This is a genomic window from Rhizobium moroccans (assembly GCF_057559155.1).
Window position 1 is genome coordinate 45,972 of sequence record NZ_JBHFJG010000043.1, and the last position, 23,741, is coordinate 69,712.

23 protein-coding genes are annotated in these 23,741 nt (G+C 62.7%); 18 read left to right on the forward strand and 5 right to left on the reverse strand.

The window, feature by feature from the left end; all coding sequences use genetic code 11:
• Nucleotides 1-22: 22 nt before the first annotated feature.
• Nucleotides 23-1,312 carry a citrate synthase gene (gene gltA / locus ACE04I_RS20365; protein ID WP_046792169.1) on the reverse strand — a complete coding sequence of 430 codons (1,290 nt, stop codon included), beginning with the start codon at nucleotides 1,310-1,312 and terminating at the stop codon, nucleotides 23-25.
• Nucleotides 1,313-1,593: 281 nt separating this feature from the next.
• Between gltA and ACE04I_RS20370 the strand changes: the two genes are divergently transcribed.
• Nucleotides 1,594-4,101, forward strand: a complete 2,508-nt coding sequence (locus ACE04I_RS20370; protein WP_487207552.1) for a ComEC/Rec2 family competence protein — start codon at nucleotides 1,594-1,596, stop codon at nucleotides 4,099-4,101.
• On the opposite strand, the gene lexA is transcribed toward ACE04I_RS20370, so the two are convergent.
• Nucleotides 4,082-4,795, reverse strand: a complete 714-nt coding sequence (lexA, locus tag ACE04I_RS20375) for a transcriptional repressor LexA (RefSeq protein WP_046792954.1) — start codon at nucleotides 4,793-4,795, stop codon at nucleotides 4,082-4,084. The genes ACE04I_RS20370 and lexA overlap by 20 nt on opposite strands.
• Before the next feature lie 209 nt (nucleotides 4,796-5,004).
• Between lexA and ACE04I_RS20380 the strand changes: the two genes are divergently transcribed.
• The 11 genes from ACE04I_RS20380 to lipA all read left to right on the forward strand — a co-directional run bounded on the left by ACE04I_RS20380 (nucleotide 5,005) and on the right by lipA (nucleotide 16,130).
• The gene (locus tag ACE04I_RS20380; protein ID WP_046792170.1) at nucleotides 5,005-5,886 is read left to right on the forward strand and encodes a VOC family protein; all 882 of its coding nucleotides are present in this window, start codon (nucleotides 5,005-5,007) and stop codon (nucleotides 5,884-5,886) included.
• Between the two features lie 2 nt (nucleotides 5,887-5,888).
• On the forward strand, nucleotides 5,889-6,737 hold the full coding sequence (gene kdsA, locus ACE04I_RS20385; RefSeq protein ID WP_046792171.1) for a 3-deoxy-8-phosphooctulonate synthase: 849 nt from the start codon (nucleotides 5,889-5,891) through the stop codon (nucleotides 6,735-6,737).
• A gap of 93 nt (nucleotides 6,738-6,830) precedes the next feature.
• Nucleotides 6,831-8,105 (forward strand): phosphopyruvate hydratase, encoded by a 1,275-nt coding sequence (eno, locus tag ACE04I_RS20390; protein ID WP_046792172.1) that lies wholly within the window; start codon nucleotides 6,831-6,833, stop codon nucleotides 8,103-8,105.
• 134 nt (nucleotides 8,106-8,239) lie between these two features.
• Complete coding sequence (locus ACE04I_RS20395) at nucleotides 8,240-8,557, forward strand: FtsB family cell division protein (protein WP_046792173.1); 318 nt, start codon at nucleotides 8,240-8,242, stop codon at nucleotides 8,555-8,557.
• A gap of 150 nt (nucleotides 8,558-8,707) precedes the next feature.
• Nucleotides 8,708-9,778, forward strand: a complete 1,071-nt coding sequence (gene pdhA, locus ACE04I_RS20400; RefSeq protein ID WP_046792174.1) for a pyruvate dehydrogenase (acetyl-transferring) E1 component subunit alpha — start codon at nucleotides 8,708-8,710, stop codon at nucleotides 9,776-9,778.
• A 19-nt stretch (nucleotides 9,779-9,797) separates the two neighbouring features.
• Nucleotides 9,798-11,186: a pyruvate dehydrogenase complex E1 component subunit beta gene (locus ACE04I_RS20405; RefSeq protein ID WP_046792175.1), complete on the forward strand. Its 1,389-nt coding sequence runs from the start codon at nucleotides 9,798-9,800 to the stop codon at nucleotides 11,184-11,186.
• Between the two features lie 15 nt (nucleotides 11,187-11,201).
• On the forward strand, nucleotides 11,202-12,563 hold the full coding sequence (locus ACE04I_RS20410; RefSeq protein WP_046792176.1) for a pyruvate dehydrogenase complex dihydrolipoamide acetyltransferase: 1,362 nt from the start codon (nucleotides 11,202-11,204) through the stop codon (nucleotides 12,561-12,563).
• 64 nt (nucleotides 12,564-12,627) lie between these two features.
• Entirely contained in the window at nucleotides 12,628-13,266 is a 639-nt protein-coding gene (locus ACE04I_RS20415) for an SGNH/GDSL hydrolase family protein (protein WP_046792177.1), read from the forward strand.
• A 76-nt stretch (nucleotides 13,267-13,342) separates the two neighbouring features.
• Nucleotides 13,343-14,788, forward strand: a complete 1,446-nt coding sequence (gene lpdA / locus ACE04I_RS20420) for a dihydrolipoyl dehydrogenase (RefSeq protein WP_487207553.1) — start codon at nucleotides 13,343-13,345, stop codon at nucleotides 14,786-14,788.
• An 80-nt stretch (nucleotides 14,789-14,868) separates the two neighbouring features.
• Nucleotides 14,869-15,117, forward strand: coding sequence for a GlsB/YeaQ/YmgE family stress response membrane protein (locus tag ACE04I_RS20425; RefSeq protein ID WP_046792179.1), 249 nt, complete (start codon nucleotides 14,869-14,871; stop codon nucleotides 15,115-15,117).
• Nucleotides 15,118-15,155: 38 nt separating this feature from the next.
• Nucleotides 15,156-16,130, forward strand: coding sequence for a lipoyl synthase (gene lipA / locus ACE04I_RS20430; RefSeq protein WP_046792180.1), 975 nt, complete (start codon nucleotides 15,156-15,158; stop codon nucleotides 16,128-16,130).
• 45 nt (nucleotides 16,131-16,175) lie between these two features.
• Here the strand turns inward: lipA and ACE04I_RS20435 are convergent, their stop codons facing one another.
• On the reverse strand, nucleotides 16,176-16,370 hold the full coding sequence (locus tag ACE04I_RS20435) for a hypothetical protein (protein WP_046792181.1): 195 nt from the start codon (nucleotides 16,368-16,370) through the stop codon (nucleotides 16,176-16,178).
• Between the two features lie 122 nt (nucleotides 16,371-16,492).
• Between ACE04I_RS20435 and ACE04I_RS20440 the strand changes: the two genes are divergently transcribed.
• From ACE04I_RS20440 to ACE04I_RS20450, 3 genes are read left to right on the forward strand one after another with little or no spacing between them, the layout of a single operon-like run.
• Entirely contained in the window at nucleotides 16,493-17,062 is a 570-nt protein-coding gene (locus tag ACE04I_RS20440; protein WP_046792182.1) for a P-loop NTPase family protein, read from the forward strand.
• A 14-nt stretch (nucleotides 17,063-17,076) separates the two neighbouring features.
• Nucleotides 17,077-17,667: a P-loop NTPase family protein gene (locus ACE04I_RS20445; RefSeq protein WP_046792183.1), complete on the forward strand. Its 591-nt coding sequence runs from the start codon at nucleotides 17,077-17,079 to the stop codon at nucleotides 17,665-17,667.
• Nucleotides 17,668-17,676: 9 nt separating this feature from the next.
• The gene (locus ACE04I_RS20450; protein ID WP_046792184.1) at nucleotides 17,677-18,123 is read left to right on the forward strand and encodes a type II toxin-antitoxin system RatA family toxin; all 447 of its coding nucleotides are present in this window, start codon (nucleotides 17,677-17,679) and stop codon (nucleotides 18,121-18,123) included.
• Between the two features lie 4 nt (nucleotides 18,124-18,127).
• Here ACE04I_RS20450 and ACE04I_RS20455 read toward each other — a convergent pair whose 3' ends face one another.
• Both ACE04I_RS20455 and ACE04I_RS20460 read right to left on the reverse strand, forming a co-directional pair.
• Nucleotides 18,128-18,628, reverse strand: coding sequence for a CinA family protein (locus ACE04I_RS20455; RefSeq protein ID WP_046792185.1), 501 nt, complete (start codon nucleotides 18,626-18,628; stop codon nucleotides 18,128-18,130).
• Nucleotides 18,625-19,818, reverse strand: a complete 1,194-nt coding sequence (locus tag ACE04I_RS20460; protein ID WP_082118197.1) for a bifunctional 2-C-methyl-D-erythritol 4-phosphate cytidylyltransferase/2-C-methyl-D-erythritol 2,4-cyclodiphosphate synthase — start codon at nucleotides 19,816-19,818, stop codon at nucleotides 18,625-18,627. Before ACE04I_RS20460 ends, ACE04I_RS20455 begins: the two co-directional genes overlap by 4 nt.
• Before the next feature lie 167 nt (nucleotides 19,819-19,985).
• On the opposite strand from ACE04I_RS20460, the gene dusB reads away from it, so the two are divergent.
• Genes dusB through ntrC form a run of 3 tightly spaced genes read left to right on the forward strand, consistent with a single transcriptional unit; the run spans nucleotide 19,986 to nucleotide 23,586 of the window.
• Nucleotides 19,986-21,005: a tRNA dihydrouridine synthase DusB gene (dusB, locus tag ACE04I_RS20465; protein ID WP_046792186.1), complete on the forward strand. Its 1,020-nt coding sequence runs from the start codon at nucleotides 19,986-19,988 to the stop codon at nucleotides 21,003-21,005.
• Entirely contained in the window at nucleotides 21,002-22,138 is a 1,137-nt protein-coding gene (locus ACE04I_RS20470; RefSeq protein ID WP_046792187.1) for a two-component system sensor histidine kinase NtrB, read from the forward strand. The genes dusB and ACE04I_RS20470 overlap by 4 nt, the downstream gene beginning before the upstream one ends.
• Nucleotides 22,135-23,586, forward strand: coding sequence for a nitrogen regulation protein NR(I) (gene ntrC, locus ACE04I_RS20475; protein ID WP_046792188.1), 1,452 nt, complete (start codon nucleotides 22,135-22,137; stop codon nucleotides 23,584-23,586). The genes ACE04I_RS20470 and ntrC overlap by 4 nt, the downstream gene beginning before the upstream one ends.
• Nucleotides 23,587-23,741: the final 155 nt, after the last annotated feature.

Here is a 23,741-nt window from a genome sequence, read left to right on the forward strand (position 1 = left end):
TTTTTGCAGGCTTGAAGCGTGATTAGCGCTTGGAGATCGGCAGATAATCGCGCTTCGGCTCGCCGGTATAGAGCTGGCGCGGACGGCCGATGCGCTGCTGCGGATCTTCGATCATTTCGGCCCACTGGGCGATCCAGCCGACCGTGCGGGCGAGCGCGAACAGCACCGTGAACATGGTGGTGGGGAAGCCCATCGCCTTCAGTGTGATGCCGGAATAGAAGTCGATGTTCGGATAGAGCTTCTTCTCGATGAAGTATTCGTCGGTGAGCGCGATGCGCTCCAGCTCCATGGCGACCTGCAGCAGCGGGTCGTCCTTATGGCCGAGCTCGCCGAGCACCTCATGCGTGGTCTTCTGCATGATCTTGGCGCGTGGGTCGTAGTTCTTGTAGACCCGGTGGCCGAAGCCCATGAGGCGGAACGGATCGTTCTTGTCCTTGGCACGGGCGATGTATTCCGGAATGCGGTCGACGGTGCCGATCTCGGTCAGCATGTTGAGCGCCGCTTCATTGGCGCCGCCGTGAGCCGGACCCCAGAGGCAGGCGATGCCGGCCGCGATACAGGCAAACGGGTTGGCGCCCGAAGAGCCGGCGAGGCGGACGGTCGAGGTCGACGCGTTCTGCTCATGGTCGGCATGAAGGATGAAGATGCGGTCCATGGCGCGTGCGAGCACCGGATTCACCACATATTCCTCGCAAGGGACGGCGAAGCACATGTGCAGGAAGTTCGAGGCGTAGTCGAGATCGTTCTTCGGATAAACGAAGGGCTGGCCGATATGGTACTTGTAGGCCATGGCGGCGAGCGTCGGCATCTTTGCGATCATGCGCAGCGAGGCGACCATGCGCTGGTGCGGATCGGTGATATCCGTGGAGTCGTGATAGAAGGCCGAAAGCGCGCCGACCACGCCGCACATGACGGCCATCGGATGGGCATCGCGGCGGAAGCCGGTGAAGAAACGGCTCATCTGCTCGTGCACCATGGTGTGGTGCGTGACGCGGTAATCGAAGTCCTTCTTCTGTGCGGCGGTGGGCAGTTCGCCGTAGAGCAGCAGATAGCAGGTCTCCAGGAAGTCGCCATGCTCGGCGAGCTGCTCGATCGGATAGCCGCGATGCAGAAGGATGCCTGCGTCACCATCGATATAGGTGATCTTGGATTCGCAAGACGCCGTCGAGGTGAAGCCCGGATCATAGGTGAATGCGCCGGTGTTCTTGTAGAGGGCACCGATATCGATGACGTCCGGACCGATCGAACCCGATCGTACCGGCAGCTCCACTTTCTTATCACCCAAGGCGAGGTTTGCGCTTTTATCCGTCATGCTGATCCTCCAACTTTCTGGCGGCATGGCGCCCTAAAAGCGCCATAAGGGTTAAGCGTCACGAGTTTAGCTATATGATCCGAGGGCGGATGCCAAGCTATCCTGACGGGAAATTGTGCAGCGCGAAATCATATTAGGCACAGGCCCGGCACCTGGAAGTTGCAAGGCGGCCGGCCCGGCAAAAGCCCGCAAAACATGGGTTTGCATCTGCAGTTGACGGTTGCGCCGTGCTGCCGCACTCTGCACTTAGGGCTTGTATTTCGGGTGGTGCGGGGGTGCCGGTGGAAAAGGAGGTTCCGGATATCGCGGAGGCGGCGAAGCCACGCCTGCCGCACGCCGAACCTCCGGTAGAACAGGACATCTTTTTGCCTGCTTTTTCGGCACATCCGCAAGGCGCGGTGGTTCCGTCCGGCATCCGGCGGCCGACCAGGATCAACCGTGGGTTTGCCGCGTGGGCCGCGGAAGGCCTTCACCGCCTCCGGCACCTCGTTCCCGCGATGATCCGCGAAGAAGCGGCGCATGGTCACGGATTTTTGTTCGTGCCCATTGCGATCGGAGCAGGGGCCGCTTTCTGGTTCTGCCTGCCGAAGGATCCTCTCTTATCGCCACTCGCCCTTGCATTCGTCTTTTTCGCGGCTGTCGCGCTTGCGACCCGCTATCGCCCGAGCCCCTGGAGCATTGCTTCGCTTGCGCTTGCGCTCTTCCTTGGCGGAATGATGCTTGCGCAGTTCGAGACCTGGCGCCGCTCGACCGTCATCCTCGACTCGCCGGTGACCACCATGATCACAGGCCGCGTGGAGCGCCTGGAGCCGGACGGGCAGGGCCGGTGGCGCTATATCGTCCGCCTCGCCGCGACGGCGGACCCCGTGCTGCGTCGCCCTCCGGAGAAGGTGTCGCTGCTTGCCCGCAGCCGCCATGAACCAATCGCAAGCGGGGAGACAATCACCGGCAGGGCGCGGCTCTCGCCGCCCTCCGGGCCGGCTTTGCCCGGCCTCGTGGATTTCGCTTTTTCCGCCTATTTCGACGATATTGGCGCGGTGGGCTTCTTTTACGGCGCGCCGAAGCGGGCGGAGCCAGCCGGACAGGATGATGCCCCTTGGCTGGACGAGATGGAGCGGAAGCTCTTCGATCTGCGCAGCATGATCGCCTCGCGCATCCGTGCGGTCGTTCCCGGCGATGCGGGTGCCTTTGCCGCCGCGATCGTCACGGACGAGAGGCGGGCGATCTCGAAGGAGACGACGGAGGCGCTTCGGGTTTCGGGCCTCGCCCACATCGTTGCGATCTCCGGGCTCAACATGGCGCTTGCCGCGGGCATCTTCTTCGTCGGCGTGCGGATGGTGCTGGGGCTTTTCATGGGCTTCGCGCAAGCCTGGCCGGTGAAGAAGATCGCGGCCTTCGGCGCGCTTCTCATGGCGACGGCCTATTACCTGATCTCCGGCTTCGCGGTTTCGGCGGAACGCGCCTATCTGATGATGGCCGTCATGCTGGTTGCCGTCCTTTTCGACCGCGCTGCGATCAGCCTGCGCAATGTGGCGCTTTCCGCGCTCGTCATCATCGCGATCTCGCCCTCCGAGATCATGGGGCCGAGCTTCCAGATGTCGTTTTCGGCGACGGTCGCGCTGGTGGCCGGCTATGCGCTCTGGAAACGCCGCGCCGCAGGGCGCGAACCGGAAATATTCCCGTTGCGTCACCGTGCGGTGACGCCCTTGCTGACGGGCTGGAACTTCATCGCTGGGATATTCGCGACCTCGCTCATCGGAGGGCTCTCCACGGCGATCTATTCCATCGAGCATTTTCACCGGATCGCCACCTATGGACTGGCGGCCAATCTCGCTGCAATGCCGATCATCTCCTTCCTTGTCATGCCGATGGGGCTGATCGGCATGCTCTTGATGCCATTCGGTCTGGAGGAGTTTTTCCTGAAACTCATGGGGTTGGGATTGGAGGCAGTGATCGCGGTCGCCAGGCATGTGGCGTCCTGGGGTGGCGATATCGGGGCCGGGCGCCAGCATCCCTGGTTTATGCCCGTCGCGACCATCGGCTTTCTGTTCCTGACGCTGCTCAGAACCAGGCTGCGGCTGATGGGGCTACCCATATTCGCTGCGGCCGTCCTTCTCTCGGTGCTCGGGCGGCCGGCCGCTCCCCCCGACCTGCTGATTGCCGAGGACGGGACGATGGCCGCGTTGACCGAAGCGGGAAGGACGGCGACGAACCGCACCCGGCCGCCGAGCTTCATCTTCTCGCAATGGCATCGCGCCCTGCTTCTGGAACCTCCGGAAAGCCCCGCCCTGTCCCTGATTGGTGACAAGGCCGCAACGCCATCCGCGGAAGCCGCGAAGCGCCGCGACTTAACTCCCGAGGAAGTGGCGAGCGCGCGTGAGAGGTTGCGAAACGCGCTTGTATCGGCAAGTGCGGCCCGTTTCACCTGCGAGCCGAAAGCCTGGTGTGCCGCGAAGACCTCGCAAGCCGCCGGCATCGTGATGGTGGAGGACTGGCGATTGACGGGCGTGGCCTGCGATGTCGCGGCCATCGTCATAGCGCCGCGCGCAAGGTTCGATCATTGCCGTTCCGGCGCGCTTCTCTTCAACGGCAAGACCCTGCGACGGACCGGAGCATTGGAAATAGAATTCAACGGCAGCGGCGATCCCTCGCTATGGAGTTTTCGCGCCGCCATGGACGGAAAAAACCGCCCGTGGAGCCGTCATCGACACTACGATTGGAGAAGCGGCGATTATGACGCCGCGCTGCCGGAACCGCTCGCGAAACTTATCAGTGGTAGCGGCGGATGAGGCCGACCAGCTTGCCCTGGATCTTGACGCGGTCCGGTCCGAAAATGCGCGTCTCGTAAGCCGGATTGGCCGCTTCGAGCGCGATGGAGGCACCGCGCCGGCGGAAGCGCTTCAGGGTCGCTTCCTCGTCATCCACCAGGGCGACGACGATGTCACCCGGATGAGCCGTATTGGCATTGCGGATGATGACCGTATCGCCGTCCAGAATGCCGGCCTCGATCATCGAATCACCCTTGACCTCGAGGGCATAATGCTCGCCCGCGCCCAGCATTTCGTAGGGCACTGTGATATCGTGGGTATTATTCTGGATCGCCGAAATCGGAACGCCTGCGGCGATACGGCCCATCACCGGCACCGAAGCGGAATTGGACTGCTCCTCGGCGGCCTTCGGAGGCGCGGGGGCAGGCTTCGGCTTGCCGAGGCTGCCTTCGATGACGCTCGGTGAAAAGCCCCGTCGCGGCTGCAGGCTCGGCGTGTAGGCTTCCGGAAGCTTGATGACCTCCAGAGCGCGGGCGCGGTTGGGCAGGCGGCGGATGAAGCCTCTTTCCTCCAGCGCGGTAATCAGCCGGTGGATGCCCGATTTGGAGGCCAGATCGAGTGCGTCCTTCATTTCGTCGAAGGACGGCGGGACGCCGGATTCCTTCATGCGTTCATGGATGAACAGAAGCAATTCCTGCTGTTTGCGCGTGAGCATGGCGGCGAACCCTTGAATCGGAAACAAATCCAGAACGGACACTATATGTTCCATATGTGTTCCGCAAGTCCCTAAATTTCCGTGAAAGTCTCATGAATTTCGTTGAGGCGAACGGCGACGAGACGCCTCGTCTGGCCGTTGTGCGCAGGCGCACCATATATTCTAAAATATTCTAACGTCTGTTCCATCCGCCTGTTTCCGGAGTCGCCGTGAATTCCCCAAGACCGATCGACCATCTCGTCCTGCCGGTATCGAATCTCGCGGCCGCCAGAAGCCGCCTTTCCGAACTCGGCTTCACCGTCGCGCCGGATGCCGATCATCCATTCGGCACCCGCAATGCCTGTGTTTTCCTTCCCGACGGCAGCTATCTGGAGCCGCTTGGGGTCGCCAATCGCCGTCAGGCATCGGGCACGGCGAAGCGCGGCAATGTCTTTACCGCGCATGATCTCGAATTCCGCGGCGGCGGGCATCGCGAGGGTCTGTCCGCGCTCGTCGTTGCATCCACGGACGCGGCTGCGGACGAAGCGCGGTTTCGCCGGCATGGCATTTCCAGAGGCGAGATGCTGCATTTCTCCCGCCCGGTGACATTGCCGGATGGCTCGGTGTCTGAAGCGAGCTTTCGCCTGGCTTTCGCGGCGGACGAGCGCGCGCCGGATTTCCTGCTGTTCGCCGCCGAGAGGGTCAATCCCTTGCCCGCCAACCGGGGCGATCTGGAGCGGCATGCGAACCATGTCCTGGGGTTCAGCGAAATCGTCCTCTCCGCGCCGGCGCCTTCGGATTTTGCAGCCATGCTGGAGACGGTTATGGAGACGCAAGCGGAAGCGGAGGCCGAATCGGGGGCAGTTCGCATCCAGGCGTCGAATTGCGCGGTCCGCATCGCGCCGGATGGCGAACTCGAGCCCGAATTCGCGCTCGCACCGGATGACGCACCTTCCGGCCTTCACGGCCGCGCCATAATTTTCCGGGTTGCCGATCTTGCCGTGACAGAGATCACCCTTGCTGCTAATGACGTCGCGTTCATTCGCAAGGCGGGCCGCGTTCTGGTCGCCGCGGCGCCCGGCCAGGGCGTATTGTTCGGTTTCGAGGAGTGATAATGGAAGTCTCCGCCAATACTGAGGTCTTCGCCGGTGAAGGCGAGGGGCGCGTCCTGTTTTCGCAGAAGTCGCGGCTGTCGCTGATCGCCGGTCCCTGCCAGATGGAGAGCCGCGATCATGCCTTCATGATGGCGGGCGCGCTGAAGGAGCTTTGCGCCAAGCTCGGCATCGGCCTCGTCTACAAATCCTCCTTCGACAAGGCGAACCGCACCTCCCTTTCGGGCAAGCGCGGTATCGGGCTCGAAAAGTCCATGGAAATATTCGCCGATCTCAAGAAGGAATACGGCTTTCCGGTTCTGACGGACATCCATTCCGAGGAACAGTGCGAGATCGTCGCAAAGACCGTCGATATACTGCAAATCCCCGCCTTCCTGTCGCGCCAGACGGACCTTCTGATCGCCGCCGCCAAGACCGGCCGCGTCATCAACGTGAAGAAGGGGCAGTTCCTGGCGCCCTGGGACATGAAGAACGTGCTGGCCAAGTTCACCCAGAGCGGCAATCCCAACGTGCTGCTCTGCGAGCGCGGGGCCTCCTTCGGCTATAATACGCTGGTCTCCGACATGCGCTCGCTGCCGATCATGGCCTCGCTCGGTGCACCCGTCATATTCGACGCCACCCATTCCGTGCAGCAGCCGGGCGGGCAGGGCGGTTCCACCGGCGGACAGCGCGAGTTCGTGGAAACGCTGGCGCGGGCGGCCGTGGCCGTCGGCGTCGCCGGCGTCTTCATCGAGACCCATGAGGACCCGGACAATGCGCCGTCCGATGGCCCGAACATGGTTCACCTGAAGGATATGCCGCGGCTTCTCGAAAAGCTGCTCGCCTTCGACGCGGTGGCCAAGGCGGCATAAAAGCGCCCGCCGGCTCCGCATTGTAATTTTCATGTCATCGACTATGAGACATGGTCAGTGACCCCAATGGACGTCAACTCGAGGGAGAGACCTTTGACCGCCATCACCGATATCATCGCCCGTGAAATCCTCGACAGCCGCGGCAATCCCACCGTCGAGGTGGATGTCTATCTGGAAGACGGCTCCATGGGCCGTGCCGCGGTTCCCTCCGGCGCGTCCACCGGCGCGCATGAGGCGGTCGAGCTGCGTGACGGCGGTAAGCGCTATCACGGCAAGGGCGTCGAAAAGGCGGTCGAGGCGGTCAATACCGAGATCTTCGATGCGATCGGCGGCTTCGATGCCGAGAGCCAGATCCATGTCGACAAGACGATGATCGCGCTGGACGGCACCCCGAACAAGTCGCGCCTCGGCGCCAATGCCATCCTCGGCGTTTCGCTCGCCGTCGCCAAGGCCGCCGCCGAAACCTCCGGCCTGCCGCTCTACCGCTATGTCGGCGGCCCGAACGCGCATGTTCTGCCCGTTCCGATGATGAACATCATCAACGGCGGCGCCCATGCCGACAATCCGATCGATTTCCAGGAATTCATGATCATGCCGGTCGGCGCCGATACGCTGCGCGATGCCGTCCGCATGGGGTCTGAAATCTTCCACGTGCTCAAGAAGGAGCTGCATGCCGGCGGCCACAACACCAATGTCGGCGATGAGGGCGGCTTCGCACCGAACCTCAAGAGCGCGCCGGAAGCGCTCGACTTCATCATGAAGTCGATCGAGAAGGCCGGTTACCGCCCGGGCGAGGACGTCTATCTCGCTCTCGACTGCGCTTCGACGGAGTTCTTCAAGGACGGCAAATACGCCATGGAAGGCGAGGGCCGCACGCTGGAATCCGGCGCCATGGCTGACTACCTCGCGGAACTGGTCGCCAAGTACCCGATCATCTCGATCGAGGACGGCATGGCCGAGGACGATTGGGACGGCTGGAAGGCGCTGACCGACAAGGTCGGTTCGAAGTGCCAGCTCGTCGGCGACGACCTGTTCGTCACCAATTCGGCGCGCCTGCGCGACGGCATCCGCATGGGTGTCGCCAACTCCATTCTCGTCAAGGTCAACCAGATCGGCTCGCTCACCGAGACGCTGGACGCCGTGGAGACCGCCCATAAGGCGAGCTACACCGCCGTCATGTCCCACCGTTCCGGCGAAACCGAAGATGCGACGATCGCCGATCTCGCGGTTGCCACCAACTGCGGTCAGATCAAGACCGGTTCGCTGTCGCGCTCCGATCGCATGGCCAAGTACAACCAGCTCATCCGCATCGAGGAAATGCTGGGCCCGCAGGCCGTCTATGCCGGCCGGAGTGTTCTTCGCGGCTGATCTTGGCTGTCATTCCTGAACTGGAAAGCCCGCGCGTGCCAAGCGCGGGCTTTCGCATTTCATCGTGGTCAACGATTGCTTAAGCAAGTTCTGCGAATTTGAAACCTCGTAATGCGTGACGAGGTTGGCAAGGCATGTGGACCAGGCATCATAAGCAGAGAAAATTCGGTCGTTTCGTACTTCCCGCCATAACTGTCGCCTTCCTTTCCTATTTCGGCTATCATTCCATTCACGGCGATCTGGGTCTGATCGCGACCGATGAGTTCGAGCGCCAGCGGGTGGCCCGCGCCGCCGAACTTTCCAAGCTCACCGAACGGCGCGAGGCGCTCGAGCGCCAGGTTCAGCTTTTGAGCGACGGATCGCTGGAAAAGGACATGCTGGACGAGACTGCCCGCTATCAGCTCAACGTCTCGCGGGGCGACGAGATCGTCATCTTCAACGATTATTTCTGATTAACCGGAATTCGGTTAATCGGATATTTCCGTTTATTTTCAACGACTTGTGCGGAATGCTAGCCATGCATTTATAGCATTGCTGGGGTCGCCTTTCTTCCCTATGCTGCGCGCCGAACGAACCTAGTGCAGCACGCAAGGGAGGGATGAATGGCGCCGAGCAAAAACGCGTCTGTATCCGGCCGCAGATCCGCGGCGAAGTCTGCTACCAAGACGACCTCGAAATCCGCTCCGAAGGAATTCACCGGCAAGAACACGCCGGATTTCGGCAAGGACGAGGATCTTCACGCTTATCGCGAGATGCTTCTGATCCGCCGTTTTGAAGAGAAGGCCGGCCAGCTTTACGGCATGGGCTTCATCGGTGGCTTCTGTCATCTCTACATCGGGCAGGAAGCCGTCGTCGTCGGCATGCAGATGGCGCAGAAGGATGGTGATCAGGTCATCACCGCCTATCGCGACCACGGTCACATGCTGGCGACCGGCATGGAGGCTCGCGGCGTCATGGCCGAGCTTACCGGGCGTCGGGGCGGCTATTCCAAGGGGAAGGGCGGCTCGATGCACATGTTCTCCAAGGAAAAGAATTTCTACGGCGGCCACGGCATCGTCGGCGCCCAGGTCTCGCTCGGCACCGGTCTTGCCTTTGCCAACAAGTATCGTGGCAATGATGCCGTCTCCGTCGCCTATTTCGGCGATGGCGCGGCCAACCAGGGCCAGGTCTACGAGAGCTTCAACATGGCGGCGCTCTGGAAGCTGCCGATCGTCTATATCGTCGAGAACAACCGTTATGCGATGGGCACCTCGACGGCTCGCGCCACGGCTCAGTCCAATTATTCGCTGCGCGGCTCCGGCTTCGGCATTCCCGGCATCCAGGTCGACGGCATGGACGTTCGCGCCGTGAAGGCCGCGGGCGATGAAGCTCTCGAACACTGCCGTTCGGGCAAGGGCCCGATCATCCTCGAAATGCTCACCTATCGCTATCGCGGCCACTCCATGTCCGACCCGGCGAAGTATCGCTCCAAGGATGAAGTGCAGAAGATGCGCTCGGAAAACGATCCCATCGAGAAGGTCAAGAACCGCTTGATCGAAAACGGCTGGGCCAGCGAGGACGAGCTGAAGACGATCGACAAGGATATCCGCGACATCGTTTCGGACTCCGCCGATTTCGCACAGAACGATCCGGAGCCGGATGTATCCGAGCTCTATACCGACATTCTGCTTTGATCGCGGGGAGGGAACTATAATGCCGATCGATATTCTTATGCCCGCCCTTTCCCCGACCATGGAGGAAGGCACACTCAGCAAATGGCTGAAGAACGAGGGTGACAAGGTCACCTCCGGCGACGTGATCGCCGAAATCGAGACCGACAAGGCGACCATGGAAGTGGAAGCCGTGGACGAAGGCGTGATCGGCAAGCTGCTGGTTCCGGCCGGCACCGAGAACGTCAAGGTCAACACCAAGATCGCCGTTCTGCTCGCCGAGGGCGAGAGCGCCGACAGCATCGATGTCGCTGCCGAGGCTCCCAAGCCGGAGGCTCCCGCCGTTCCGCAGGAGGAAAAGCCGACCGAGACCGGCTCAGCCGCCGCTCCGGTGCCAGCTCAGCCGAAGGTCGAGACCGCCTCCGATCCGGATATCCCGGCCGGCACCGAGATGGTGACGATGACCGTGCGCGAAGCGTTGCGCGACGCCATGGCGGAAGAAATGCGCCGCGACGAAGACGTCTTCATCATGGGTGAGGAAGTCGCCGAATACCAGGGCGCCTACAAGATCACTCAAGGCCTGCTGCAGGAATTCGGCCCGCGCCGCGTCGTCGACACGCCGATCACCGAGCACGGCTTTGCCGGCGTCGGCGTTGGTGCGGCCATGGCCGGCCTGAAGCCGATCGTCGAATTCATGACCTTCAACTTCGCCATGCAGGCGATCGACCAGATCGTCAACTCCGCCGCCAAGACGCTCTACATGTCCGGCGGCCAGATGGGCGCTCCGATCGTGTTCCGCGGCCCGAACGGTGCTGCTGCCCGCGTCGGCGCCCAGCACAGCCAGGATTACGGCGCCTGGTACAGCCACATCCCCGGCCTCAAGGTCGTCCAGCCCTATACGGCGGCCGATGCGAAGGGTCTTCTGAAGGCTGCCATCCGCGATCCGAACCCGGTCATCTTCCTGGAAAACGAAATCCTCTACGGTCACTCCTTCGAGGTGCCGAAGCTCGATGATTTCGTGCTGCCGATCGGCAAGGCCCGTATCCACAAGCAGGGTAAGGACGCCACGGTTGTTTCCTGGGGCATCGGCATGACCTATGCCACCAAGGCGGTCGACGAGCTTTCCAAGGAAGGCATCGATGTCGAGCTGATCGATCTGCGCACCCTGCGTCCGATGGACCTGCCGACCGTCATCGAGTCGGTCAAGAAGACCGGCCGCCTCGTCACCGTCGAGGAAGGCTTCCCGCAGTCGTCGGTCGGCACCGAAATCGCCACCCGCGTCATGCAGCAGGCATTCGACTATCTCGATGCGCCGATCCTGACGATCGCCGGCAAGGACGTTCCGATGCCCTATGCCGCGAACCTCGAGAAGCTGGCGCTGCCGAATGTCGGCGAAGTCGTCCAGGCAGTCAAAACCGTCTGCTACAAGTAAGGGGAGGGTATCGCGATGCCCATAAACATCACCATGCCCGCCCTTTCGCCGACGATGGAGGAGGGCAATCTTTCCAAGTGGCTGGTCAAGGAAGGCGACAAGGTTGCCCCTGGCGACGTGATCGCCGAGATCGAGACCGACAAGGCGACCATGGAAGTGGAAGCCGTCGATGAGGGCACGGTCGCCAAGCTCGTCGTTCCGGCCGGCACGGAAGCGGTCAAGGTCAACGCCTTGATCGCCATCCTCGCTGCCGAGGGCGAGGATGTGAAGGCGGCGGCTGCCGGCGGCGGCGACGCCCCGAAGGCCGAAGCCAAGGCGGAAGCCGCGCCTGCTCCGAAGGCGGAAGCCGCACCGGCGGAAAAAACCTCTGAGACCCCGAAGACGCCGGTGACGGATGCCGCTCCGGCGCCGTCCACGCCTGCGCCGACCGCCGATGGCAAGCGCGTCTTCTCTTCGCCGCTCGCGCGCCGTCTGGCGAAGGAAGCCGGCCTGGAGCTTTCCGCCGTCACCGGCTCCGGCCCGCACGGCCGCGTCGTAAAGGCGGATGTCGAGAAGGCCGTCGCCTCCGGCACCGGCAAGGCTGCTCCGGCCGCCGCCCAGGCTGGCGCTCCGGCGCTTGCAAAGGGCCCGTCGGACGATGCCGTCCTCAAGCTCTTCGCGGAAGGCTCCTACGAGCTCCTGCCGCATGACGGCATGCGCAAGACGATCGCCTCACGCCTTACCGAGTCGAGCCAGACCGTTCCGTCCTACTTCATCTCGATGGATTGCGAGATCGACGCGCTTTTGAAGCTGCGCGCCGAGATCAACAAGTCCGCGCCGGTGAAGAAGACGGAGAAGGGCGAAGTTCCGGCCTTCAAGCTCTCGGTCAACGACTTCATCATCAAGGCGATGGCGCTCGCCCTTCGTGACGTCCCGATGGCGAACGCCTCCTGGACCTCGACCGCGCGCGTTCTGCACAAGCACGCGGATGTCGGCGTCGCCGTGGCGATCCCGGACGGGCTGATCACGCCGATCGTCCGCAAGGCCGAAGAGAAGGCGCTGTCGGTCATCTCCAACGAGGTGAAGGATCTTGCAAAGCGCGCCCGCGACAAGAAGCTGAAGCCGGAGGAATACCAGGGCGGCACGACGTCTGTGTCCAACCTCGGCATGTTCGGCGTCTCCAACTTCACCTCGATCATCAACCTGCCGCAGGCATCGATCGTCTCGATCGGCGCGGGCATCGAGAAGCCGGTCGTGAAGGACGGCGAGATCAAGGTGGGCACGGTGATGACGGCGACCTTCGCCTTCGACCACCGCGTCATCGACGGCGCGCTCGGCGCGGAACTCGCGTCCGCCTTCAAGCGCTACATCGAAAACCCGATGGCCATGCTGGTGTAGTCCAGCCTTTCCCTCCCCCTTGCGGGGAGGGTGTCCGCAAGGGAGGGGAATCCGAGGTGCGTCCATGAAAACCGTTCTCTGCTATGGCGATTCGCTAACCTGGGGCACGGATGCCGAGACCGGCGGCCGACATGCTTTCGAAGACCGCTGGCCGAGCGTGCTGCAGGCGGCACTCGGCCCTTCCGTCAATGTGATCGCCGAGGGGCTTGGCGGCCGTACCACCGCCTATGACGACCAGTTGGGCGATTGCGACCGCAACGGTGCGCGATTGCTGCCGACCGTGCTTCATACCCACGGCCCGCTCGAGCTCGTCGTCATCATGCTCGGCACCAATGACATGAAGCCGATCATCCATGGCACGGCCATAGGCGCGCGCCAGGGCGTGAAGAAGCTCGTCAGCCTCATCCGCTTTCACGATTGGGCGCGCGAATGCGAGCCGCCCGAGATCCTCGTCGTATCGCCGCCGCCGCTTTGCGAGACGGCGAACCCGTTGACCGGCGCCCTGTACAGGGGCGCCATCGAGCAGTCCCGGATGCTCGCCTCGCTCTATCGCGATCTCGCGGATGAATTGGGCTGCGGATTCTTCGATGCCGGATCGGTCGCGAGCGCCACGCCCGTCGATGGCGTGCATCTCGATGCGGAAAACACCCGCGCCATCGGGCGGGGCCTCGAGCCCATCGCCCGGATGATGCTGGGGCTTTAAACACGTTCCTGATGAGGCAGGCCGCGTGATCCGCTGGCCGCCCCCAAGGAAAGCACAAGGAAAAGGCAGGAAGAGAATGGCTCAATCCTACGACCTCATCGTCATCGGCTCCGGCCCCGGCGGTTATATCGCCGCCATCCGCGCCGCCCAGCTCGGGATGAAAGTCGCCGTCGTCGAGCGCGAGCATCTCGCCGGCATCTGCTCCAACTGGGGCTGCATCCCGACCAAGGCGCTGTTGCGTTCGGCCGAAATCTTCCACTATGCCCAGCATCCGGGCGATTACGGCGTGAAGATCGAGGGAACCGTGACGCCGGACCTGAAGGCGATCGTCGATCGCTCGCGCGGCATCGCGCATCGGATGAACAACGGCGTCGGCTTCCTCTTCAAGAAGAACAAGATCGACATCATCTGGGGCGAGGCGAAGATCACCAAGCCGGGTGAAGTCCTCGTTTCCAAACCCACCAAGAAGCTGGTCGAGCCGATGGGGCCGGTACCGAAGAACACGCTCGGCGAAGGCACGTACACCGCCAAGCACATCATCGTCGCCACCGGCGCGCGTCCGCGCGCGCTGCCCGGCATCGAGCCGGACGGCAAGCTGATCTGGACCTATTTCGAGGCAATGAAGCCGGAGGAAATGCCGAAGTCGCTGCTGGTCATGGGATCGGGCGCGATCGGCATCGAGTTCGCCTCCTTCTACCGCACGCTCGGAGTCGACGTGACCGTCGTCGAGGTCATGAAGACCGTCATGCCGGTGGAAGACGTGGAAATCTCTGCGCTTGCCAAGAAGCAGTTCGAGAAGCAGGGCATGAAGATCCATCTGGAGGCCAAGGTCACCAAGGTGGACAAGGCCGCCAACTCCATCACCGCGCATGTCGAGATGAAGGACGGCAAGGTCGAGAAGATCACCGCCAACCGGATGATCTCTGCCGTCGGCGTGCAGGCCAATATCGAAAACCTGGGGCTCGAGGCAGTCGGTGTGAAGACCGATCGCGGCTTCATCGTCATAGACGGCTACGGCAAGACCAACGTGCCCGGCATCTACGCGATCGGCGACGTCGCCGGTCCGCCGATGCTGGCCCACAAGGCCGAGCACGAGGCTGTCATCTGCGTGGAGAAGATCGCCGGCGTTCCGAACGTCCACCCGATGGACAAGCTGAAGATCCCCGGCTGCACCTATTGCCATCCGCAGGTCGCCTCCGTCGGCCTCACCGAAGCCAAGGCCAAGGAGCAGGGCCGCGATATCCGCGTCGGCCGCTTCCCCTTCGTCGGCAACGGCAAGGCGATCGCGCTCGGCGAGGATCAGGGCATGGTCAAGACGATCTTCGACAAGAAGACGGGCGAGCTCCTGGGCGCGCATATGGTCGGAGCGGAAGTCACCGAGCTCATCCAGGGCTTCGTGGTCGCCATGAACCTCGAGACGACCGAGGAAGAGCTGATGCACACGATCTTCCCGCATCCGACGATTTCCGAAACCATGAAGGAAAGCGTGCTCGACGCCTATGGCAGGGCATTGAACGTCTGATAATACCCTCGGGGCTCGCGCCATTGTTCCAGGCCGCGTGCCCCACCATATGAAGGGTTCCGAACGAACAGGAGAAGCGGATGGAAGGTGTTGGTTTGATTGCCACGGTGGTCATCGGCGGCATAGCGGGCTGGATTGCCGGCAAGCTGATGGATATACGTTTCGGCGTCTTCATGAACATCGTCATCGGCATTCTCGGCGCGCTGCTCGCCAATGCCATTTTCGATCGCTTCGGCATCCATGTCGCCAGCGGATGGCTGGGTTACCTGGTGCAGGGTTTCGTGGGTTCGTGCATTTTGCTATTTCTGGCCAAGATCGTCCGGCGTTGACGAATACCGCACGTAAGGCGGGTTGAAGGCAGGTTTTAATGGTCACCATTCTCGACAGGATCGGCACAGGCGAGGAAAAGCGCATCCGCCACCCGGAAAAGGCGCATCGCCCGGATACCGAGGTGCTGCGCAAGCCCGAGTGGATCCGCGTCAAGGCTCCGGTGTCCAAGGGCTATATGGAAACGCGCGATCTCGTGCGCTCCCATAAGCTCGTGACGGTCTGCGAGGAGGCGGGCTGCCCCAATATCGGCGAGTGCTGGGACAAGAAGCACGCCACCTTCATGATCATGGGCGAGATCTGCACCCGCGCCTGCGCCTTCTGCAACGTCGCGACCGGCAAGCCCAACGCGCTCGACATGGACGAGCCGGAAAACGTCGCCAAGGCCGTCAAGCAGATGGGCCTGTCGCACGTCGTCATCACCTCGGTCGACCGCGACGACCTGGATGACGGCGGCGCCGAGCATTTCGAGAAGGTGATCTTCGCGATCCGCGCCGCTTCGCCGACGACGACGATCGAAATCCTGACGCCGGACTTCCTGAAAAAGCCCGGTGCGCTGGAGCGTGTCGTCGCCGCCAAGCCGGACGTCTTCAACCATAATCTGGAGACCGTTCCGGGGAATTATCTGACTGTTCGCCCCGGCGCCCGCTATTTTCACTCCGTCCGCCTATTGCAGCGGGTGAAGGAGCTGGACCCGACGATGTTCACGAAGTCCGGCATCATGGTGGGCTTGGGCGAAGAGCGCAACGAAGTGCTGCAGCTCATGGACGACCTCAGGACCGCCGACGTCGATTTCCTGACGATCGGCCAATATCTCCAGCCGACCCGCAAGCATCACAAGGTGGAAGCGTTCGTAACGCCGGAGGAATTCAAGTCCTACGAGACGGTGGCCTACACCAAGGGCTTCCTGATGGTCTCCTCCAGCCCGCTCACCCGTTCGTCGCACCACGCCGGCGACGACTTTGCCCGGTTGAGGGCCGCGCGGGAAAAGAAGCTGCTCGCAGCCGCGGAATAGAGCGAAGCTCCCCCAAACTTCCCGATGCCGTAGCGCCGCCGATCCTCACTCGGCGGCCTGCGGCTTCTCTTTCTTGTCCTGCTTGTCTTGGCCGCGCTTTCTATCGCGCAGCGTGAAGCGGTTGCCGCGCGCTTCGGCCTTGGCCATCTCTATCAGATAGGCCAGCATCGGCATCTGGTTCATGTCTGCGAGCTGCTTTGCTGATTCGAGCAGCTTTATCATCTGGGAGAAGTCGTCCATCGGTCTTGTCTTTCGGATGCTTTGGTATGCTGGCTGCAACGCCCCTCATGTCTTGACTGCGCTCGAGGATCATAGCAAACGGTTTGCTCTTCACCGTCTTCTGATTGAATCCCGGCAGACTTATGGTTCGTTATATAATCGATCGCGGCGAAGCTGTAAGCCTTCTTGGAAGGTCGAGCCGCATACTTGTGATCGGTTGCTCCGGAAGCGGCAAGAGCACTTTTTCGCACAAGCTCGCGGGCCTGCTCTCGCTTCCCTACATTTCCATGGACCGCGAAATCTTCTGGCTGCCGGGCTGGCAAGTGCGGCCGCGGGCCGAAGCGATGGAGTTGATCCGCAAGGCGGTGGCCGAGGATCGCTGGATCATGGACGGCACGAGCCCCGGTTCTTTGCCGCTCCGCCTGCCGCGCGCCGAACTGGTGATCTGGATGCGCCCGCCGCGCCTCGTCTCCCTCTTCGGGGTGATCTTCCGCTGGGTTCGCTATTGGCGGAAGACGCGGCCGGAGATGGCGGAAGGCTGTCCCGAAAAGATCGACCGGGAATTCCTGCGTTACGTCTGGAATTTCGAGAAGACCGAGGTGCCCGAGATCGAGGAGATGCTGGAGCTCCACGGTCGCCATCTTTGCGTGCATGTGGTGAAATCCTACCGTCACGCCGATAGATTACTGGAGCTGCTCGTCCGCAGGACCTGATTCGGAGCCGGGATATGGATGAAACGCCGCGATCCGCCGTCGATTATGCCAGTGATGAGACAGCCGCCGTGCTGATCCGGCGGGCGAACCGCATCCTGGTGGTCGGTTCTTCGGGCGGCGGCAAATCGACGCTCTCCCGGAAGATCGCCGCTCGGTTCGATCTCCCCTATGTTTCGATGGACCGCGAGTTTTTCTGGCTGCCGGGATGGGTTGCGCGTGATCGCGCCGAGCAGAGGAGCATGATTGCCGCCCGCGTGACTGAGGATCGCTGGATCATGGACGGCAGCAATCCTTCCAGTTTCGATATCCGGCTGCCGCGAACCGATATCGTCATCTGGGTGAGGTTGCCCCGGCTGCTTTGCCTTTGGGGGATTTTCAGCAGGAGCATTCGCACCTTTGGGCGCACACGGCCTGACATGGCTCCCGGCTGCCCGGAGAAACTGCCCGACCGCGAGTTCGTCAGCTACGTCTGGAACTTCGAGGAGCGACATGCGCCGATCTTCATTCGAAACTTCGAGCGATACGGGCGAGGCGTCCCGGTTCTGGTGTTGAAATCGCGCCGCCAGATGCGCCATCTGCTTGATCTTCTCGATAGGGAAGCTTAACTCCCGTCTATGCCCAAGTTCGAAGTCCACCGCCACGTCAAGCAGCATACGCCGGAGCAGATGTACGCTCTGGTCGCCGATATCGAGAGATATCCGGAATTCCTGCCGCTCTGCGAGGCGCTCACGGTCCGTTCCCGCAAGGAGCGGGACGAGAAGACGCTGCTCGTCGCGGATATGACGGTCGGCTACAAGGCGATCCGGGAAACCTTCACCACCCAGGTCCTGCTCAACCCAGCCGAGCGGATCATTGATGTCAAATATATCGAAGGACCGTTCAAATACCTCGACAACCGCTGGCGCTTCGAGCCGGTGGCGGACGGCTGCAAGGTGCATTTCTTCATCGATTACGAGTTCAAGAGCATGATCCTCGGCGCGCTGATGGGCTCGATGTTCGACCGCGCCTTCCGCATGTTCGCCGAAGCCTTCGAGACGAGGGCGGACAAGATCTACGCCTGATCCCTTATCTTCCGGCAGCTTCAACCAGCATGTCCAGCGCCGTTCTCACGGTCGCGAGCCGCACCTGGTCGCGGCCGATATCGCCGTAACGCATCTGGCGGTGGATGAGCTTTCCCGCTCGAGTTTTTGCGGCGAGGTGGACGAGGCCGACCGGCTTTTCCGCCGATCCGCCGCCGGGGCCGGCAATGCCGGTGACCGCAACCGCCACCGAAGCGCGCGACCGGTAAAGCGCTCCATGAACCATCTGCAGCGCGGTTTCCTTCGACACGGCTCCGAAAGCGGCAAGCGTGCCTTCTGTCACTCCGAGCATGTCGGTCTTGGCCTGGTTGGTGTAGGTCACGAAGCCGCGGTCGACCACGGCGGACGAGCCGGAAATCTCAGTCAAGGCGCCTGCGATCAGTCCGCCGGTGCAGGATTCCGCTGTGGTGATCATCAGTTTGCGTGCCGAAAAATCGGCGATGATGCGCCCCGCCTGTTCCTCGATATCGGCGGGAAAGAGGCTCACCGGCTCTCTCCGCGGTAGACGACCGTCGCAGTCGCAATCGCGGCGATGCCTTCGCGGCGGCCGACGAAGCCGATCTTTTCGTTGGTCGTCGCCTTGACCGAGCAGCGGTCGAGCGAGATGCCGAGGATCGCGGCGAGGTTTTCACGCATGGCCTGCCTGTGCGGGCCGATCTTGGGCGCTTCGGCGATCAGCGAAACATCTGCGTTCATGATCGTTCCGCCGTGCTCGCGCACGATCTTCGCCGCATGTTCCAGGAAGATCTTTGAAGGCGCGCCCTTCCACTGCATGTCGGAGGGAGGGAAGTGGTCGCCGATATCGCCGGCGCCGCAGGTGGCGAGCAGCGCGTCGGTCAGTGCATGCAGCGCGACATCCGCATCGGAGTGCCCCTTGAGCGTCTGGTCGTGCGGAATGAACACGCCGCAGAGCGTCACGCCGTCGCCGGGCTCCAGTTGATGCACGTCGTAGCCGTTGCCGGTGCGCACATCTGGAAGCGCCCGGCGGGAAAGCTTTTCGTCAGCCAAATCGATGTCCCGTTTGAGGGTGAGCTTGATGTTGTCGGGCGAGCCCTCCACCATCCGGACCGCAAGTCCCGCCCATTCGGCGATGGAGGCGTCGTCGGTGAAATCGCCGCGCCGCAGGGCTGCAGCCTTCTCGTGAGCCGCCCGAATCGATGCCAGGTGAAAGCCCTGAGGCGTCTGCGCCGAATAGAGCCCGGCGCGCGGCACGGTCTCATGCACGAGGCCCTCGGCGCTGCCGCGCTTGAGGGTATCGGTCACCGGCATGAGCGGCAGCGCGCCGTCCTCTCCGGCCGCGAGCGCATCCGCCACCCGGTCGAGCAGCGCATGGTCGCAGAAGGGGCGGGCGGCATCATGAATCATCACATGGGTGGCATCGGTGCCGGAAAGCACCCGCAAACCTTCGAAGACGGAACGCTGGCGCGTATCGCCGCCGGCAGTGGTGACGACGCGCTCGACATTCGCTATCCCCGCGGTCGCGGCGGCGAACAGTCCGTCGTCGTCGGGATGGGTGACGACGACCACCGGCCCACTCCGTGGCCAGGAAAGGAAGCATTCGAGCGTGCGGGCGATCACCGGCCGGCCGCCGATCGGACGATACTGCTTCGGCCCTTCTTCGGGCGCACCGGCCCGCTCGCCGCGGCCGGCCGCGACGATAACGATGCCGATTGTCATGGATTTGTCGCTCACGCGGCTTAACCCGTTCTCGTCCTCAGGGAATTGACAGGCGAGAACTATAGACTCAAAAGGCCGTTTTCCAGCAGGGCGCACAAAAATATCGCAATCAGGGAATTGCTCTTGGCAAACGCCTGCAAGCTGAATAAAAATAGTGCAGAAATTCTATGTGCCCGAAAGATCATCATTTGCTTTTTCAAGATCTCGCCAAGCCTTTCCGGATTGGACCGGTCGCCATCCGCAACCGTGTCGTGCTGGCCCCGATGTCCGGCGTCACCGATCTGCCCTTCAGACAGCTTGCCTGGCGCTTCGGGGCAGGGCTCGTCGTGACCGAGATGGTCGCGAGCCGCGAGCTCGTACTGAACCGCGGCGAATCCTGGGCGCGGCTGAAAAATGCCGGTATGACGCCGCACATGGTGCAGCTCGCCGGACGCGAGGCGCAATGGATGGCCGAGGCCGCCAGGATCGCCGTCGATAACGGTGCCGATATCGTCGATATCAACATGGGGTGCCCGGCGAAGAAGGTGACGGGCGGCTATTCCGGCTCCGCGCTGATGCGCGATCCCGACCATGCGCTTTCGTTGATCGAAGCGACGGTGAAGGCCGTGAACGTGCCGGTGACGCTCAAGATGCGGCTCGGCTGGGACGAAAACTCCATCAACGCGCCGGAGATCGCGCGGCGCGCCGAGGAGGCGGGTATCCAGCTCGTCACCATTCACGGCCGCACCCGCATGCAGTTCTATGAAGGCCGCGCTGACTGGGATGCCATCCGCCTCGTCCGCGATGCGGTTTCCATTCCGCTTGTCGCCAATGGGGACGTGGAAACGCCGGCGGATGCCGAGGATATTCTGAGGCGCTCCGGCGCAGATGCGGTCATGGTCGGGCGCGGCGCGCAGGGCCGGCCCTGGCATGTCGGCGTCCTTGCCGGCCACCTGGGCCCGGACCGTGAAGGGATTGCCGCGCTCGCTGCGGAACATTACGAAATGATGCTCGAATTCTACGGCCGCGAAGCCGGCCTTCGCCATGCGCGCAAACATCTCGGCTGGTATCTGGACCGCTTCGCTCCGGACCTGCCGGTCGATGAGAAAGCGGCGATCATGGTGTCGAAAGAGCCCGCCGAGGTGACCCGGCGCATGGTCTCGGCGCTGAGCCAGACGGCTGATCTTGCCCGCAGGGAGGCCGCATGACGAAGTCGTCCGTCCAGGCGGACGGCCTTGCCATGGCCGTCCTCAATTCCGTGCAGAATCCGGTCATTCTGGTGGATGCCGCGGGCCGGGTCGCTTTCGCCAACTGGGAGGCGGAGGCCTTTTTCGGCGCCAGCGCCCCGCATCTGGCCAAGCAGAAGATTTCCACCTTCATTCCCTTCGGCAGCCCGCTTCTGGCGCTGATCGACCAGGTGCGCGAGCGCAAGGCGCCGGTCAACGAATATCGCGTCGATCTGTCATCGCCACGGCTTGGCCAGGAAAAACTGGTCGATCTCTACGTCGCGCCGGTCGTCAGCGAACCCGGATCGGTCGTGGTGGTCTTCCAGGAGCGCTCGATGGCCGACAAGATCGACCGGCAGCTCACCCATCGCGCCGCCGCGCGTTCGGTCACGGGGCTGGCTTCGATGCTGGCGCACGAGATCAAGAACCCGCTTTCGGGCATTCGCGGCGCCGCGCAACTGCTGGAAACCTCGGTGGCCGACGAGGACCGTGCGCTGACGCGGCTCATCTGCGACGAGACCGACCGCATCGTCTCGCTGGTGGACCGGATGGAGGTGTTTTCCGACGAGCGCCCGGTGGATCGGGTGCCGCTCAACATCCATTCCGTGCTCGATCACGTGAAGGCGGTCGCCAAGGCGGGCTTTGCGCGCGACATCAAGATTTCCGAGCTTTACGATCCGTCGTTGCCGCCGGTCTACGCCAACCGGGACCAGCTCGTGCAGGTATTCCTGAACCTCATCAAGAATGCCGCGGAAGCGGTCGGGGATCAGCAGGACGGCGAAATCATGCTGACGACGGCTTACAGGCCGGGCATCCGCCTTTCGGTTGCGGGTACGCGCGAAAAGATTTCCCTGCCGCTCGAATTCTGCGTCATCGACAACGGACCGGGCGTCCCGCCAGACCTGTTGCCGCATTTGTTCGATCCCTTCATCACCACCAAGACCAACGGTTCCGGCCTCGGGCTCGCGCTCGTGGCCAAGATCATCGGCGGGCATGGCGGCATTGTCGAATGCGACAGCCAGGCCCGCCGCACCATCTTCCGCGTTCTGATGCCCATGCATAGGGAAGACAGCCTCGAAGGCCGACCCCTGAACACCACAGGAACTGCTATATGACTGCCACGATCCTTGTCGCCGACGACGACGCGGCCATCCGCACCGTACTGAACCAGGCGCTGACCCGCGCCGGCTATGACGTGCGGATCACGTCCAATGCCGCCACCCTCTGGCGGTGGATTTCCGCGGGCGAGGGCGATCTGGTGGTGACCGATGTGGTGATGCCGGACGAGAACGCCTTCGATCTCTTGCCGCGCATCAAGAAGTCGCGGCCGGAATTGCCGGTTCTGGTCATGAGCGCGCAGAACACCTTCATGACCGCCATCAAGGCATCGGAGAAGGGGGCTTACGACTATCTCCCGAAGCCTTTCGATCTGACGGAGCTGATCGCCATCATCGGGCGGGCGCTCGCTGAGCCGAAGCGCAAGCCGGCGCGGCTGGATGACGAGATGCAGGACGGCATGCCGCTCGTCGGCCGTTCCGCCGCCATGCAGGAAATCTACCGCGTGCTGGCGCGCCTCATGCAGACCGACCTGACGCTGATGATCACCGGTGAATCGGGCACCGGCAAGGAACTCGTCGCCCGCGCCCTGCACGATTACGGCAAGCGCCGGAACGGGCCGTTCGTCGCCATCAACATGGCGGCAATTCCGCGTGACCTCATCGAATCGGAACTCTTCGGTCACGAGAAGGGCGCCTTCACCGGCGCGCAGAACCGTTCGACCGGCCGTTTCGAGCAGGCCGAGGGCGGCACGCTCTTCCTCGACGAAATCGGCGACATGCCGATGGATGCCCAGACGCGCCTTCTTCGCGTCCTGCAGCAGGGCGAATACACGACCGTCGGCGGACGCACGCCGATCCGCACCGATGTGCGCATCGTCGCCGCCACCAACAAGGACCTGAAGCAGCTCATAAATCAGGGGCTGTTCCGCGAAGACCTCTATTACCGGCTGAACGTCGTGCCGCTGCGGCTGCCGCCGCTTCGCGACCGTGCCGAGGACATTGGCGATCTCGTCCGCCACTTCATCCAGATGGGTGAGAAGGAAGGCCTGGATCCCAAGCGTTTCGATATCGAGGCGCTCGACCTGATGAAGTCCTATGCCTGGCCCGGCAATGTCCGCGAACTCGAAAACCTCGTGCGCCGCCTCATGGCGCTCTATCCCCAGGATGTGATCGGCCGCGAGATCATCGAGGCGGAATTGCGTGCGGACGTGCCGGACAGCCCGATCGACAAGATGGGCGCCCGCTCGGGCTCGCTCACCATCGCCCAGGCGGTGGAGGAAAACATGCGGACCTATTTCGCGGGCTTCGGCGATAACCTGCCGCCTCCGGGCCTCTACGACCGCGTGCTGACGGAAATGGAATACCCGCTGATTCTCGCGGCGCTCACCGCAACCCGCGGTAACCAGATCAAGGCGGCCGATCTCCTCGGCCTCAATCGCAATACGTTGAGGAAAAAGATCCGCGAACTCGGCGTATCGGTCTACCGCAGCTCCCGCGCGAGCTGAGCTCCGCTTGACACCTGCTCGGAATTCGTTGCATTTTCGCCACAATGCGTTGCTTAAAGGTCACGCATGGCGGACTTGGAATTTCCGGTGGCGGCAGACCGGCGACTTCCTCGAACGGCGTTCGTTTCACCCGATGAAATGATTCCGCGAGGAAC